The sequence below is a fragment of the Actinomadura macra NBRC 14102 genome (assembly GCF_001552215.1).
GTDB classification, from domain to species: domain Bacteria; phylum Actinomycetota; class Actinomycetes; order Streptosporangiales; family Streptosporangiaceae; genus Spirillospora; species Spirillospora macra.
Window position 1 is genome coordinate 465,412 of the sequence record NZ_BCQT01000010.1, and the last position, 13,895, is coordinate 479,306.

Sequence of the window (13,895 nt, forward strand, 5' to 3'; positions counted from 1 at the left end):
AGACCCGCTGGTCGAGGGACGTTCAGAGCGCGTGGCCCCCGAAAGGCGTAGACTTGAAGTGAACGAGGGGTTCTCGATGCGGGCGGCCAGCCCGTGTTCCCCTGGTTTCCCGGAACTCGGCCCCCTCGGGGCCCGGACAGGCCGGCGCCCATGACGGCGCAACACCACCCCGTCCGGACGCGGACGTCCGCCGTCCGCGCCGGAAAGCGCAGGAACCCTCCCTGACACCGAGGGGCGATCACGTTGACCGCGGAGCGACGGTGCGGACGCCGCGTACTCTTCACCACGGGCTGACGGCCCGTGCCGCCGCCGGACCGGCCTTGGCCGCGACCGGCGCACACAGACCTCGGATCGGAGATCCAGCATGCCCGCCATTCACACCGCCTCGCGAGAGGCCGGGCTGAGCCGAGAACGGCTCGCGGAACACACCGTCATCACCCTCAGCGGCGAACTCGACATCGCGTCCACGCCCTCCCTGCGGGAACGCCTGAACGCCGCGCTGCGCAACGTCGGGCCGCGCGTCGTCATTGACCTGTCGGGGGTGACGTTCTGCGACGCGTCCGGTCTTGCCCTGCTCATCGGCGCGCGGCGGCGGACGGAACCGAGGGGCACCACCATCGTCCTCGCCGCCCCGGGCCCGCAGATGGTCAAGCTGCTGCACATCACCGGGTTGTCCCGGGCCTTCACCATCCGCCCCACCGTCACCGCGGCCCGGTTCGCCCGTGCCGGAGTCCGATCGGCCGTGGCCTGAGCGCGGGGAGCGCCGTCCCGGCCGGAGGAGGAGAGCGGGATGACGACATGAGCGGGGACGAGACGCCGCCGAGCGGCTGGGGACACGCGGGCGCGGCCCGGCGAGCCGAGGACCGTGAGCGGCTGGACGCGACGTTCGACCTGATGACGGCCGTCCTGAACGGGACGCGCCTGCCCGACATGCTGACCCTCCTGGCGGCGCACGCCCGCGCGATGACCCGCGTTCCGCTGGCGTTCATCGCCATGCCCGCAGAGGACCCCGACACGCTGCGGATCGACGTCGCGATCGGCGCCGGCAGCGACCGCATACGCGGGCTGACGGTGCGGCGCGGCCGGTCGATGCTCGGCCGGGCGTTCAGCTCGCGCCGCGCGCTGTCCGCGCGGATCGTCGCCGACCAGACGCTCAGCGCCCTGCCGGCCGGCCCGATACTGATCCTGCCGTTGGAGACGGGCGAGGCCACCCGTGGGGTGCTCGCCGTCCTCGGCCGTCCGGGAGCGCAGCCGTTCAGCCCGGTCATGGCACGCCAGATGCTGCTCTTCGCCGACATGTCCGCCCGGCTGATCGAGCTGTCCGAGGCGCACCGCGCCGGAGTCTCGCCGGATCCCGCCGACCGCGCGCATGTCGTCCGGGCGCTGCGCCCGCCCTGGTCAACCCAGGCGTGAGGCGATCGGGCGGCAGCGGCGGCGCCCGGCGGGGGGGTGCCGCCGCGCGGGTCGTCGCACGGCGAAAACCTACGGTCGCGCGACTCGCGGCGGATACCGGTTCCCTCTCCAGGATCATGTGCTACTCTGTCGGTAGTTGCGGTTCCCATAGACATATGCGTGCGCCTGCCGGTTCCACCTCAGGCGCATTTTTTGTTGTTCTGGATCTTCCGGATGGGCCATCGCGGCGTCCTCGGTCGCACAAGGTGCGCGGCTGGGACCGACCCCAGAAGGAGAAGACAATGGCCACCGGTACCGTCAAGTGGTTCAACGCGGAAAAGGGCTTCGGCTTCATCGAGCAGGACGGCGGCGGCGCCGACGTCTTCGCCCACTACTCCAACATCGCGGCCCAGGGCTTCCGTGAGCTCCAGGAGGGCCAGAAGGTGTCGTTCGACGTCACCCAGGGCCAGAAGGGCCTGCAGGCGGAGAACATCGTCCCCGCCTGACGGTGACGACGCTCGTCACCGCCTGATCATCGACGGCACGGCGGGCGGGCCCGGGTCAGCCCTGGGCTCGCCCGCCGTTCGCCGCTTGTTCCCGGTTCGTTCTTGAGAAACCTTCGCCCGCCCCGATCCGAGGCCGCGACCACGCGCAGCGGAGCACTCCCTCGACACGCACCGCTCCCGAGGAAGGCTCCACCATGTCCCGCGCCACCCGTCCGGCCGCCCGAGGCCGCTCGTCCCGATCCGCGGGCGGTCGCCGTCCGGCGCCCGCGCGTCCGAACGCCGAGTTCGCGCTTCCGGAGACCACCACCCCGCCGTTGCCCCCGATCGCGTCGTTCGCGGAGTCGCGGCTGCCGGCGCCGCTGCTGGCGGCACTGACCCGCAACGGGGTGACGGAACCGTTCCCCATCCAGGCCGCGACCCTGCCGAACGCCCTCACCGGCCGCGACGTCCTCGGCCGGGGACGCACGGGCTCGGGCAAGACCCTCGCGTTCGGCCTGGCGCTGCTCGCCCGCACCGCCGGCCGCCGCGCTGAGGCCCGCAGCCCCCTCGCCCTGGTCCTGGTCCCCACCCGGGAACTCGCCCAGCAGGTCACCGATGCCCTCGCGCCGTACGCGGACGCCGTGCGCCTGCGGCTGGCGACCGTGGTCGGCGGTGTTCCGCTCGCCCGCCAGGCGAACGCGCTCCGCCGCGGCACCGACGTCCTGATCGCCACTCCCGGGCGCCTCGCCGACCTCATCGAGCGCGGCGACTGCCGGCTCGGCGCGGTGGACATCACCGTGCTGGACGAGGCCGACCAGATGACCGACATGGGGTTCCTGCCGCAGGTCACCCGGTTGCTGGAGCAGACGCCGCCGGGCGGGCAGCGGATGCTGTTCTCCGCGACGCTCGACCGCAACATCGACCAGCTCGTCCGCCGTTTCCTCACCGACCCGGTCACCCACTCGGTCGACCCGACGGCCGGGGTCGTCACCGCCATGGAACACCACCTGCTGCACGTCGACGACGCCGACAAGCACGAGACGACCGTGCACATCGCCGCCCGGCACAACCGGGTGATCATGTTCGTCGGCAAGAAGCACGCCGCGGACCGCCTCGTCCGCAAGCTGACGTCCCGCGGCATCCGCGCCGCCGCGCTGCACGGCGGCAAGACCCAGTCGCAGCGCAACCGCGCGCTGGAGGGCTTCCGCACCGAGGACGTGACCGTGCTGGTCGCCACGAACGTCGCCGCCCGCGGTATCCACATCGACGACCTCGACCTCGTCGTCAACGCCGACCCGCCCGCCGACCACAAGGACTACCTCCACCGCGGCGGGCGCACCGCACGCGCCGGACGTCCGGGCACCGTGGTGACCCTCGTCCTGCCCGAGCAGCGTCGCGAGATGGACGACATGATGGCCAAGGCCGGCATCAAGCCGCGCACCACCCGCGTGCGGCCCGGCGACCAGGAGCTGGCGCGCATCACCGGCGCCCGCCCGCCGTCCCGCGCCGCCGCCGCACCGTCCCGCGCCGCCACACCGCCCGCCGCGGCTCCGGCCACCACACCGTCCCGCAAACCGCGCCGCGGCGGCTCCGCCGGGCACGCTTCCGCTCGCGGGAACCAGCAGGTCACCACGCCCAAGCGGCGTCCGCGTCGGCGCGGATCCGCGCTGAACAGCTGACCTGACGGCTCGCCTGACCGTTCTTCCTCGACGGCATTCGCCACCGGCTCGCCTGCGCCCAGGGGAGCTGAAACCCCTCCCCCGGGTCAGGCGCCCTTGCGCCAGCCTTCCTCGCAGGCGGCCATGAACGCCTGGCGCCCGGCCGGGAACCTGCCGCCCTCGTTCACGCCCTGCTTATAGGACATGGCGCAGAAGTTCGGCGGGGCGTTCTTGCCCATGGTCGCGCGCATGCCCGCCGCCATCTGGACCATCATGGTGAAGGTGTACCGCTTGCCGTCCGGATCGATCATGATGATCCGCTTGCTGTTAGTGATCTTGGGCTCAGTGGGTGTGGCCCGGGGCATGGGAGAGGCGTCGGCCGGCGGCGCGGAGGACGTGGGCGTGGAGGACGTGGGCGTGGAGGACGTGGGCGCCGCCGGCGTGGCGGCTCCCGGCGCGGTCGCGCTCGCCGACGGGGCGGGCGAGGTGCCCTTGGCCTCGCTCTCGCCCTCGCAGGCGGTGGCACCGAGGACGAGGCCCCCGGACATCAGCAGGATCGCGATCTTTCGGGACACGGGTCAGCTCCGGAGGCAGGGGGCGGGTGTTGCGGTCGGACCCTAACAGGTCCATCGGCCCGTCTCTCCGTCAGCGGGCCGCCCCGCTGGCCAGCTGAGGGGCGAAGGCGGACTGGGTGACGTCGCGCTCCAGGGACACCGACTCGGTGGGGGGACCTGACCACCACGCAGGGCGCGCCCGGCTCAAAGGCCGAAGAACCGGGCCGTGCCATGCCGAATCCGCGTCCGCTTGCTCCGTTCCTAGAGCCACACGCTATTGCATGGAGCTCGTCATTCTTTGTCGCACATGACGCAGCAGGGCCGGCACAATGGCCGCCCCTGTCGCGTGCGATGGTCCGAGAAAGTGTCAGGCGGGCTGGTGAGCACGAGCGGCCATGACCGCCTCGCGAAGGTGCTCTTCCTCCTCATTGGACAGAGACGTCCTGATGAGCCGTCCGCCCAGGGGCGCCATCTCGGGGATGACCTTGTCGGGGTTGCGCTTGTCGACGAGAACGAACAGCGCGGCCGTGCCCGGGACGAGGTGCCGCCCCAGGTCGCGCATGAAGTCGTCGTCGACGCCGATGTCGGTCGCGGCACCGGCGGCCGCGCCCGCCGCACCGCCGATCGCCATGCCCAGCAGCGGCATGAGGAACAGCAGCCCGATGAGGCCGCCCCAGGCGGCGCCGCCGAGCGCGCCTCCCGCGACCATGTTCCGGGCCTGGTGGAGCTTGATCTTGCCGTCGTCCTTGCGTTCGATGACGACGAGGTCGGCCAGCTCTACGACGTGCTCGCGCTGGAGTTGGACGAGTCTGTCCCGGGCCTGCTCTGCGGTGGGCAGGTCGTCGTAGGCGACAGCGATCAGGTCACTCATGAAATCCCCCGTTGGGCTCTCTTGACTGGGCAGTGTTCCGCGGCGCGTTCAGGCCGCTCTCGATCCGGCGGGCGGTGCGGTGAGCGCGTAGATCAGCAGGACGCACAGGGCGATGGTCAGCACCGACCACATCGGGAACGCCTGCAGGAACGCCAGATGGCCGATCGCCGCCGCGACGGCGAGGATGACCCCGACCACGCGGGCCCACATCTGGCCCGCCAGGATCCCCGCGCCGACGGCGATCTGGACGATGCCGACGCCGAGCCAGATCCATCCCCAGGTGTCGAAGTCGAACACCAGAATCTGGTTGGCACCGACCAGGTAGTAGTCGTCGTTGAACAGCGCGACGAGCCCGTCGATGACGTTGAAGGCGCCGACCACCAAGGCCAAGGTGCCCGCGAACGTCAGCCATCCGGACGTCCGGTGCCGCCGGTGCACCGAGGTCGAGCCATGGGCCGTTCTGGTCATATCGAACCTCCCCGTCGTCGCGGCGGCCGGACCGGCCGGCAGCGTTCATGCATCCGGCACATCCCGCAGCTCCAGAAGCCACAAACCACAATTAAGCGGTATTTGACCGTCGTTTTAGTGAAAAGTAGGTCAGCCCCTGACTCGGGATCAGCACGTTGAGGCGGTTTGTGTGGAGAACCTGAAAACGGTGTGTGTTCGCTCTGTCACCCAGTAGGTTTGACGGCGCGTGGCCGGCGTCCCGGTGAGAGGAGTCACGGTGCGCTTGGGAGCGGAGGTCACCGGGCGGTACCGGCTGGTCAAGGGGCCCATACGTGGGGGCACGGCCGAGGTCTGGCTGGCGGACGACACCGAGCTCGGGCGCCGGGTCGCGCTCAAGCGGGCCAGGTTCGGTGACGGCGGGACGCGTTCGTTCGACCGGTTGAAGTCGGAGGCCCGCGCGCTGGCGCGGTTCAGCCACCCGCATGTGGTCACGCTGTACGACGCGGTCCGGGTGAGAGCACGGGGGCGCGCGACGTCGTGGCTCGTCCTCGAGTACGTGCCGGGCGGCAGCCTGGACGGCTGGCCGGCGACGTCCCCGCAGGTCGCAGCGCTGATCGGCGCGCAGATCGCGGACGCGCTGGCCGCGCTGCACGCCGAGGGGATCGTGCACTGCGACATCAAGCCGGGCAACGTCGTCGTCACCGAGAAGGGGACCGCCAAGCTCACCGACTTCGGTGCCGCGTACCGGGTGGGCGGACGGGAGACGATCACGCGGAACGGCTCCGTGGCCCACACTCCGGCCTATGCCGCGCCGGAGGTCCTGCACGGCGTGCCGGAACCGGCGTCGGACGTGTACTCGCTGGGGCTCACGGTCCACTCGCTGACCACCGGGGAGCCGCCCGGCGCGATGTCCGCCGAGGCGGGGCCGCTGAGCGGGGTGCTGGCGGCGCTGCTGCGGCCCGATCCGGCCGACCGGCCGGGCCCCGCGGAGGCGCGGCGGATGCTGGCCGAGGTGGCGGGCGACGCGGAGGTGGAGCTTCCCGTCCATGCCACCGCCACCGAGGACGGGCCGGGCACGGCGCAGGAGGAAGGTGGCCCGCCGGGCCGGCGGGGTCCGGTGGGCTACGTGCGGCGGCATCCGTTCTCCTTGGCCGGTGCGTCCGTCGTGGTGGCGGCGGCGGTGGCGGCGCTTCTGCTCGTGTCCGTCTTAGGTGACGGGAAGGAGGCTCCGGCGCAGGCGGGGCCCGTGTCCCTGATCGGTGATCCGCACACGGCCGACCCTTGTGCGCTGGCCGATCCCGCCGCTCTCGGGAAGTACGGCGAGACCGAGCTGGACAACGACTACGGCAACTTCGACCGGTGCGACGTGCTCGTGGACCCGGGCGCGAAGAGCGAGGTGGACGTCAAGATCAACTTCAGTGCGGGGCCCGCGCCGGAGCCGACCGGGCCGGTGAGGGCGGTCGGGCGGTTCCGCGTGGTCGAGGACCGCGCCGAGGGCGACGAGTGCGGCAGGAGGCTGCTCTTGCCGGTCCCCGACGGCGACACCAGCATCATCGTCCTGGCGCACGAGACCAAGGAGGGACCCGCCCCCCTCTGCGCCATCGCCGACACGGCCGCCGCCCGAGCGGTCGCCGTGCTCGGCCGGGGCCCGCTCCCCCGGCGTCCGCGACTGCCCGCGGAGTCCCTCGCACACTGGAACGCGTGCGCGATACTCAGTGGGGACGCCCTGGACGCGGTTCCCGGCATCGACGCCGCGGAACCCGACGTCGGGTTCGGCGGCTGGGACTGCGAATGGCACAGCACCACCCAGGACATCCAGGTCAAGCTGCGGTTCGATCGAGGCCCCCCGCTCACCGCCGTGGACGGCAGCCCGACCCGGCTTCGAGGTCACCGTGCCTTCGTCTCGCCGGACGAGGAGGGGAACGGGACGTGCCTGGTCAGGGTGGTCCACCGCACCTACTCCGACCAGCACGATGAGGACGCGGTCGAGGTGCTGTTCCTCGTCGTCCAGGGCGAGCCGCCCACCAAGCGGCTGTGCGCGTTGGCGACAGACCTCGCCGACGCGGCGACCGCCCAGCTTCCGGCGGCCTGACGGCCCCGGTCAGCCGCCGAGAAGGGCCAGGTCGGTGGTGCGGAGCCTGGTGCCGACCAGCAGCGCGGTGATCAGGTTGTGGTTGAGGGCGTTGCCGATCGGGGGCGGGATCTGCTCCTCCAGCAGCCCGTCCACCTCGGTGCTGAGCCGCATCCGCACCGCGGTGACGATGCGGGCGGCCCGCTTGTCGTTCCACTTCTCGCCGGGGCGGAGCCGTCCGATCTCGTCGGCGACCTGGGCCCAGGTGAGCGGCTGCGGCCAGGCCTCCTGCCGCAGGTAGCGCTGGGCGAGGCAGACCAGGACGAGCTTTTCCGCCGCGTTCAGCCCCCATTTGTCGGCCTGCGCCGCCCGGGCACCGGTGTCCTCCGGGTCGTAGGTCTCGACCTCGTGGATGTCGGCCGGGCCGAGCCCCGGGCCGGCGGCGATCCGCACTTCGAGCAGGTGCTCCTGGCCCGGGGCGACGATGAACAGCGGCGTGTACGCCACCGGCAGTTCCGCCCGGTGCCCGCCGAGGACGAGTCTCGGGCCGGGGAACCGGATGGCCAGCTTCCCGGCGTTGTGCAGCACCCAGCGCTGATGCTCGCGGGTGATGTATCCGTGCCGGCGGCTGACGCGGGGGTCGGCCGGACCGACGCAGACGTGGACGTCGGGCTCGCAGCGTCCGAACACGACCTCGAATCCGGCGTCGGGGGAGACGCGCATACCGCCGTTCGCGCCCATCACGAACAATGTGCCGGGCTGAGCCGGCGGCAGACCGGTCGCGAGGCTCCCCATCTCCTTCGGGAGGATGTCGACCTTGCCCGGTGGCTTCCGCATCGCCGTGGCCATGTGCACCGTCCTTTCCCGCACGTGCGCCGAGGCTCACGGTAGCCGTCCCGGCGCGGGAGGGGTCCCGCTTCCGGTCCGGGTCGGCCCGCTGAAGCGGCTCCGCCACCGCCCTCCTCCCGCCGTCCCGGCCCAGGGACATGATGGGGGATCACCCCGGGACGGGTCCCGGCGAGACCGCAGTCCAATCACGACATGACCGACAAACTCGGAGACCATGGCGGTGCCGGCGCGGCCACGCGCCGCCGGTGGACGCGGCCCGGAACGTGGCGCTGGCCCTCGCGCCGGCGGCAGCCGCACGAGGCACCGCCGGAGCCGCGTCCCCTGCGCGTGCACGCCTTCGAGCCGTTCAGCCAGGCCAACGGCCCCGGCACCCGTGCGGTGCTGTGGTTGCAGGGGTGCACCCTGGGCTGTCCGGGCTGCTCCAACCCTGAGACGCACCCCCGGTTCGGCTACGAGACGGGCGTGGACATGATGGTCGCGCACATCGCCGCGCTCGGCGACCGGATCGAGGGCGTGACGGTCAGCGGCGGGGAGCCGCTCCAGCAGCTCCGGCCCGTGCTGCGGCTGCTGGCGCGGCTGCGGGAGGAGACCTCCCTGTCGGTCGTCCTACTCACCGGCTACGCCTGGGACGAGGTCGTGCGGATGCCGGGCGCGGCGGCCTTGCGCGAGCGGGTGGACGTGCTGCTCGCCGGCCGGTACGGGCGAGCGTGGCACCTCGGCGGGGGGCTGTGCGGCTCGTCCAACAAGACCGTGCACCTGTTCACCGGCCGCTACACCGCGGCCGACCTCGATGCGGTCCCGGCCGCCAAGGTGATCATCCGTCCGGACGGGACGCTCGTGGTCACCGGCCTCGACCCTCCGCCGCAAGCGTGAGGGCCGCAGGCGCTTCGGAGATCGGCGTGCCTGTGGCGCGGCACCGTCCGCATGGTGCTGTGGAGGGTCCGGTGAGTTTCGCCGGGCTCCGCACGGGATACGGGTGATCAGGACACCGTCCGCGTCCGCGCGCGGTGGCGACCCGTTGCCTGACCTACCGGCGGGGAGCACAGATGAGAGCGCTGCCCTACGTCCCCTTCGGCGCCGGGCTGCGGGACCGGCCGCACGTGTTCGTCGACGGCCTCCGCACCCCGGCGACGGTCCTGGAACTCAGCCATTGGCCGGGCAACCGCACGCCCGCCCACCTCAAGTGCGACGTCAGCACCCAGTCCGTCCTGCGGCTGTGGGACCGGCCCGCGGCAGAGCGGGAGCGCCTGCTCGCCGGGGCGACCGCGGTGACGTGTGACCACTACGACGTGGACGGCCTGCTGAGCGTCCTCTGCCTGACCGATCCGGCGTTCACGCTGCGCCACCGGGACCTGGTGGAGGCCACGGCGCTGTGCGGTGACTTCGACGTGCACACAGGCGCCCCGGGGGTCCGCGCGTGCCTCGCGCTGCTGGCGGCCGAGCGCGAGATCAGCCAGGCGACGCGGTTCCGGTCGGTGGAGCAGGCCACGACGGCGCTGTACCGGGGGATGCTCGACGTGGCGCGGGAATGCCTGCTCGACCCGGACGCCTGGCGCGATGGATGGGCCGGCGAATGGGAGGACGTCGAGCGCTCGCTGCGGTCCCCGATCGAGGTCGACGAGCGTGGGGATCTCGCGGTCTTCGTCGACACCGCCGGGCCGGCGCACGAGTACGCCGTCCACGCCCGGACCGACGCGGGCCACGTGCTCAGGCTGCGCCGCGACGGGCGGCACAGCCTGCGCTTCCGCTACGAGAACTTCGTGGACCTCCAGTCCAGGCGCCCTGCACCCCGGGTCAGGGGCGATCTCCTGGCGGCGGAGCTCAACGCGCGGGAGCGGGACGGCCTCTGGTTCTGCGAGTCCCCCGCTACCGCCACGCCGCTGCTCCAGCTGTACACCGACGACGAGGTCCCCGCGCCGAGCAGCCTGGGAATGGACGAGGTCCGCCGCGTGGTCGTGGCCTTCTTCGAAGCCGCGCGGGCGGACGAGTCACTGCTGTGGCGTCCCCACCCGGGCTGGCTGTACGAGGCGGCGGGGACTCCCCCGTCCAAGGAGGCGGGGACGGCATGGCAAGGCTGAAAGGGTTCCGTGAGCGGCTGTCGCAGGAGCGGGTCGTCCAGGTGGAGACCGAGCAGGGCCCGTATGTCGTCCGGCTGGTCAAAGGGGTGCCGGTGGTCCACTACGCGCTGTGCCCCCATCGCGGGGGTCCGCTGGAAGACGCCTACGAGATCGGCGGGCTGCTGGTCTGTGCCTGGCACCGCTCCGCCTTCCGGATCGGGGACGGCCGGGCGGTCCACGGGCCGTCGTGCTCGGACCTGCCGGTCGTCCCGGCCCGGTTCGACGGCCCCGACCTGCTGGTCGACTGGACGCGGGAGCCGGCCGATGCGACCGGACCCTGACCGGCCGGCGGCGCCGCGGCGGCTGCTGGACCTCGCCGACCGCGCGGCGGCCGCCCGTACCCCGGCCTGGCGGGACCTCGAACGCCGCTACCGGGAATGGGGGCTGGCGGAGCCCGCCGAGATCGCGGTCCGGATCCTGCGGTCCGGGAGGCCCGGCGCGCAGATGCGGGTTCATCGTGCCCTGGTGCCGTCCTCGGACGGGCCGGCCGCTGAGGTGGAGCAGGCCGGGACGGTGATTCGGCTGCTCCTGTGCTGCGCCGTGTCCGCCGACGTCCGCGACCGGCGGGTGCCGCACCTCGACGATGTCGCCGTGATCGAGCCGATCACCCAGCTGCGGTGCTACGCCGAGGACTTCCTGGACGGGGACGACCCGTTCGAGGTACTCGGCGAGGCGCCGGATGGGGTGACCGGGTGATCGGACGGTGGCGGGACGTCCGAGCGGAGGGCCGGGCCGTCACGCTGGGACTCCTCGGTGTCCGCCCGCGCGGCGGTCTCGCCGAGACCTACGGGGGCCGCGCCGAGGAGCTGTTCGAATTCCTGCTCGGGCTCCGCGCCGCGCTGCCCGTGACGGCGCGCGACGCCGCGGCGCTCGGCGATCTGCTGGCCGTGCTGAACGTCCGGCTCGCCGCGCGGCTGCGCATCGTCCGGAGGCCGGACGGGACGCTGACAGCCCGCGACGACCATCCGGCCGGGCCGCTCGGGCCGGGCCGCCGCGCCGCCGCCCCGGCGCGGTCCATCACGTCCGCCGAGCACGCCCTGCTGAGCGGCCGCCCGCCCGCGGGCCGGTCCCGGCTGGCGGCGGATCCGCCGCTGGTCATCCTGCCCACCGCCGGGCGGGCCGCCGACGTCCGCGCGGCCCTCGCCGCGCACTGCGAGGTGATGCGGCGCTACGGCCATACGGGTCTGTTGATCGTCGTCGCCGACGACGCGCCCTCCCCCGCCGCCGCCCGGGATCTCGACGAGGTGTGCGGCGAGGCGCGGCGGGATTTCGGCTTCGACGTGACCCGGTTCGGGGAGTGGGACGCCGACGGCGGCGCGGGGCCGAAGCGGGTGTTCCGGCGGCGGCTGGCCGCGCGGCGGGACGATCTGAGGGCGTGCGCGGACCGTACCTTCGCCCCCGGGCTGCCCGGCACCGCGAACGCGATCTTCGCGGCGTTCACGGGCCGCGACATCGTCTGGCTCGAACAGGACGCAATGCCCTGGGCGCCCGTGACCCCCGCCCGTCCGGGAGGCGGCGCGCGGGCGTTCCTCGACGTGATGGACGGCGCGCCCGCCGACATCCGGCCCGAGCCCGTCGACATCGTCCATGTGATCGACCGGCTCGCGCACGCGGCGCAGCTGGAGGCCATGCCGGTGGAGGGGCAGGTGGTCGACTACGAGGACACGACCTTCACCGCGCTCGGCCCGCCGTCGCCGCGGCGCCATCCGCTGCCCGGGATGGTGCACTTCCATACCTGCGGGCATCCCGACGTCCGGGCGAGGGCGAGCCATCATCTCGTCCTCGACCCGCGCACCCCCGCGGCGGCCAGGGTGAGTCTCCTGTCCGGTGGCCTGCCGATGCGGCGGCTCCTCGCCGACCCGCCGCCGACGGTCTCGCTGCGGCGATGGACGTCGGCCTTCGGCACCGTCGTGGGTCTCCCGGCCGGACGGATGCCGGGGCCCCCGACGATGTGGGCGACGTCCGCGCGGCTCGTGGACGTGGCGGTCGGCGACCTCATGCAGGCGCACGGGCTTCCGGGCTGCGTCGCCGGGACGGGCCTGTGGCACTCGCGCGGCACGGTCACCGACTCGGGGCGCGGCGAGCTGTCGTCCTACCTCTTCCGCGAGGAGATCCTGTGGCCGCTGCTGCACGCGGCGCGGGAGGCGTTCGGGGAGGTGGGGGCGGGGCTCGCCTACGCGGACTGGCTCCGGGCGGCCGGGGCCGCCCTGGCCGGGCGGGCGGGGCGGGGTGCCGTCGTGCCGCCGGTCCTCGGGCGGGTGCTGTGGGCGGAGCTGCGCGCGGACGTCCGCCGGGCCCGCCGATCGGCGCACGCCGACGTGCGCGCCTACGGCGAGGCCCTCGCCGGGAAGGCGGGCCCGCTTCTGCGAGGTCCCTGGCGGGAGTACCACGCGCGGCTGGAGGACACGGCCGTCGCCGAGCTCGTCCACTACGCGGACCAGTTACGGTTCTGGGCGTCCCTCATCGACGATGATCTGGCCGGGAAAGGGGCGTTCCCGGACGGCGGAACGCGCCTTCGAGGTTCCCGCCTCTTCGGCTCCGGTGCGCGTCCAGTCGAGTACCAGTGGTGCCAGCCGTCGTGAGACCTCGCCGGCAGAATGGTTCCCATCCGCCACAACAAACACGACAAACGCCCCATTAACGGATATCGGCGTTTCTCTCCATGAATTTCCTTCGATCATCTATATTCACCCGGTGAACCCCACAGTCGTGTTCTCTCCGCACCTGGACGACGCCGCGTTCTCCGCTTCCGTTCCGCTGACGCAACCCGGAACACAGGTCGTCACCGTGTTCGCCGGCTCACCGCCCAAGAGCATCACGCTGACCCACTATGACCGCATTACCGGGGCCCGTAGCTCACACGAGCGCTACCGTGAGCGCATCGCCGAGGACGACCGCGCGATGGACGTGTTCGGCTGCGCGCAGGTCCGCTGCGACGAACTCGACGACCAGTACCGCGACGGCCCGATCGACCAGGAGCGGCTGTTCGACCGGCTCGAACCCTTCCTGAAGACGGCCGGCGAGATCTGGATCCCCGCCGCGATCGGCAACCACCCCGACCACGTCACGGTGCGCGACACGCTGCTGGACGGCCTGGAGCGGCGGCGGTCGGCGGCCGGGGCACCGACCGGGTCGGGAGCCGACCTGCGGCTCTACGCCGACCTCCCGTACTCGATCAAGTACGGCTGGCCGTCCTGGGTGACCGGCGCCGAGCCGAGGCCCTACCTCGACATCGACTACTGGCTCGCCGACCAGATGACCAGGAACGGCCTCGACCCGGCGCGACTGACGCGCGAGGTACGCAGGCTGTCGGCGGACGCCCGCGCCAGAAAGGACCGGGCCGTCCGGGAGTACCGGACCCAGCTTCCCGGGCTCGGTCTCGACCCGGCCCATACAAGCCGCTGGGACGAGTTCGTGGGGTACGAGGTCTTCTGGCGGTACGACCGCTGAA

Annotated in this window: 15 protein-coding genes; 11 read left to right on the forward strand and 4 right to left on the reverse strand. The window is 72.7% G+C overall.

Going from position 1 to position 13,895, the window contains the following annotated elements:
- The first annotated feature begins 364 nt into the window (after positions 1-364).
- The 4 genes from AMA02S_RS18895 (at position 365) to AMA02S_RS18910 (ending at position 3,556) form a co-directional block, all read left to right on the forward strand.
- On the forward strand, positions 365-751 hold the full coding sequence (locus AMA02S_RS18895) for an STAS domain-containing protein (protein WP_067460237.1): 387 nt from the start codon (positions 365-367) through the stop codon (positions 749-751).
- Between the two features lie 47 nt (positions 752-798).
- A complete protein-coding gene (locus AMA02S_RS18900; RefSeq protein WP_067460240.1) occupies positions 799-1,413 on the forward strand; it encodes a GAF domain-containing protein in 615 nt (204 codons plus the stop codon).
- Positions 1,414-1,694: 281 nt separating this feature from the next.
- Positions 1,695-1,898, forward strand: a complete 204-nt coding sequence (locus AMA02S_RS18905) for a cold-shock protein (protein ID WP_067460243.1) — start codon at positions 1,695-1,697, stop codon at positions 1,896-1,898.
- Positions 1,899-2,092: 194 nt separating this feature from the next.
- Complete coding sequence (locus tag AMA02S_RS18910; protein ID WP_067460246.1) at positions 2,093-3,556, forward strand: DEAD/DEAH box helicase; 1,464 nt, start codon at positions 2,093-2,095, stop codon at positions 3,554-3,556.
- Between the two features lie 86 nt (positions 3,557-3,642).
- On the opposite strand, the gene AMA02S_RS41915 is transcribed toward AMA02S_RS18910, so the two are convergent.
- From AMA02S_RS41915 to AMA02S_RS18930, 3 genes are all read right to left on the reverse strand, one after another.
- Entirely contained in the window at positions 3,643-4,110 is a 468-nt protein-coding gene (locus AMA02S_RS41915; protein WP_157430690.1) for a hypothetical protein, read from the reverse strand.
- A 346-nt stretch (positions 4,111-4,456) separates the two neighbouring features.
- The gene (locus AMA02S_RS18925; RefSeq protein WP_067460255.1) at positions 4,457-4,960 is read right to left on the reverse strand and encodes a DUF1269 domain-containing protein; all 504 of its coding nucleotides are present in this window, start codon (positions 4,958-4,960) and stop codon (positions 4,457-4,459) included.
- Positions 4,961-5,008: 48 nt separating this feature from the next.
- Positions 5,009-5,428 (reverse strand): DUF7144 family membrane protein, encoded by a 420-nt coding sequence (locus AMA02S_RS18930; protein WP_067460258.1) that lies wholly within the window; start codon positions 5,426-5,428, stop codon positions 5,009-5,011.
- Between the two features lie 256 nt (positions 5,429-5,684).
- On the opposite strand from AMA02S_RS18930, the gene AMA02S_RS18935 reads away from it, so the two are divergent.
- The gene (locus AMA02S_RS18935) at positions 5,685-7,499 is read left to right on the forward strand and encodes a serine/threonine-protein kinase (protein WP_067460261.1); all 1,815 of its coding nucleotides are present in this window, start codon (positions 5,685-5,687) and stop codon (positions 7,497-7,499) included.
- A 9-nt stretch (positions 7,500-7,508) separates the two neighbouring features.
- Here AMA02S_RS18935 and AMA02S_RS18940 read toward each other — a convergent pair whose 3' ends face one another.
- Positions 7,509-8,327 carry an FHA domain-containing protein gene (locus AMA02S_RS18940; RefSeq protein ID WP_218005026.1) on the reverse strand — a complete coding sequence of 273 codons (819 nt, stop codon included), beginning with the start codon at positions 8,325-8,327 and terminating at the stop codon, positions 7,509-7,511.
- Positions 8,328-8,519: 192 nt separating this feature from the next.
- On the opposite strand from AMA02S_RS18940, the gene AMA02S_RS18945 reads away from it, so the two are divergent.
- The 6 genes from AMA02S_RS18945 (at position 8,520) to AMA02S_RS18970 (ending at position 13,894) form a co-directional block, all read left to right on the forward strand.
- Positions 8,520-9,200, forward strand: coding sequence for a 4Fe-4S single cluster domain-containing protein (locus AMA02S_RS18945; RefSeq protein ID WP_067460264.1), 681 nt, complete (start codon positions 8,520-8,522; stop codon positions 9,198-9,200).
- A 173-nt stretch (positions 9,201-9,373) separates the two neighbouring features.
- The gene (locus AMA02S_RS42940; RefSeq protein ID WP_067460267.1) at positions 9,374-10,405 is read left to right on the forward strand and encodes a DUF6687 family protein; all 1,032 of its coding nucleotides are present in this window, start codon (positions 9,374-9,376) and stop codon (positions 10,403-10,405) included.
- A complete protein-coding gene (locus AMA02S_RS42945; protein WP_067460270.1) occupies positions 10,393-10,725 on the forward strand; it encodes a Rieske (2Fe-2S) protein in 333 nt (110 codons plus the stop codon). The genes AMA02S_RS42940 and AMA02S_RS42945 overlap by 13 nt, the downstream gene beginning before the upstream one ends.
- Positions 10,709-11,140: a hypothetical protein gene (locus AMA02S_RS18960; protein ID WP_067460273.1), complete on the forward strand. Its 432-nt coding sequence runs from the start codon at positions 10,709-10,711 to the stop codon at positions 11,138-11,140. Before AMA02S_RS42945 ends, AMA02S_RS18960 begins: the two co-directional genes overlap by 17 nt.
- Positions 11,137-13,026 (forward strand): hypothetical protein, encoded by a 1,890-nt coding sequence (locus tag AMA02S_RS18965; RefSeq protein WP_067460275.1) that lies wholly within the window; start codon positions 11,137-11,139, stop codon positions 13,024-13,026. Before AMA02S_RS18960 ends, AMA02S_RS18965 begins: the two co-directional genes overlap by 4 nt.
- Before the next feature lie 112 nt (positions 13,027-13,138).
- Positions 13,139-13,894, forward strand: coding sequence for a PIG-L deacetylase family protein (locus tag AMA02S_RS18970; protein ID WP_067460278.1), 756 nt, complete (start codon positions 13,139-13,141; stop codon positions 13,892-13,894).
- Position 13,895: the final 1 nt, after the last annotated feature.

Coding starts and splice junctions, on each gene's coding strand:
- AMA02S_RS18930 (WP_067460258.1), bottom strand. CDS start 5,428: ATGACCAGAACGGCCCATGGCTCGACCTCGGTGCACCGGCGGCACCGG.
- AMA02S_RS18940 (WP_218005026.1), bottom strand. CDS start 8,327: ATGGCCACGGCGATGCGGAAGCCACCGGGCAAGGTCGACATCCTCCCG.
- AMA02S_RS18945 (WP_067460264.1), top strand. CDS start 8,520: ATGACCGACAAACTCGGAGACCATGGCGGTGCCGGCGCGGCCACGCGC.
- AMA02S_RS42940 (WP_067460267.1), top strand. CDS start 9,374: ATGAGAGCGCTGCCCTACGTCCCCTTCGGCGCCGGGCTGCGGGACCGG.
- AMA02S_RS18900 (WP_067460240.1), top strand. CDS start 799: ATGAGCGGGGACGAGACGCCGCCGAGCGGCTGGGGACACGCGGGCGCG.
- AMA02S_RS18895 (WP_067460237.1), top strand. CDS start 365: ATGCCCGCCATTCACACCGCCTCGCGAGAGGCCGGGCTGAGCCGAGAA.
- AMA02S_RS18925 (WP_067460255.1), bottom strand. CDS start 4,960: ATGAGTGACCTGATCGCTGTCGCCTACGACGACCTGCCCACCGCAGAG.
- AMA02S_RS18910 (WP_067460246.1), top strand. CDS start 2,093: ATGTCCCGCGCCACCCGTCCGGCCGCCCGAGGCCGCTCGTCCCGATCC.
- AMA02S_RS18960 (WP_067460273.1), top strand. CDS start 10,709: ATGCGACCGGACCCTGACCGGCCGGCGGCGCCGCGGCGGCTGCTGGAC.
- AMA02S_RS42945 (WP_067460270.1), top strand. CDS start 10,393: ATGGCAAGGCTGAAAGGGTTCCGTGAGCGGCTGTCGCAGGAGCGGGTC.
- AMA02S_RS18905 (WP_067460243.1), top strand. CDS start 1,695: ATGGCCACCGGTACCGTCAAGTGGTTCAACGCGGAAAAGGGCTTCGGC.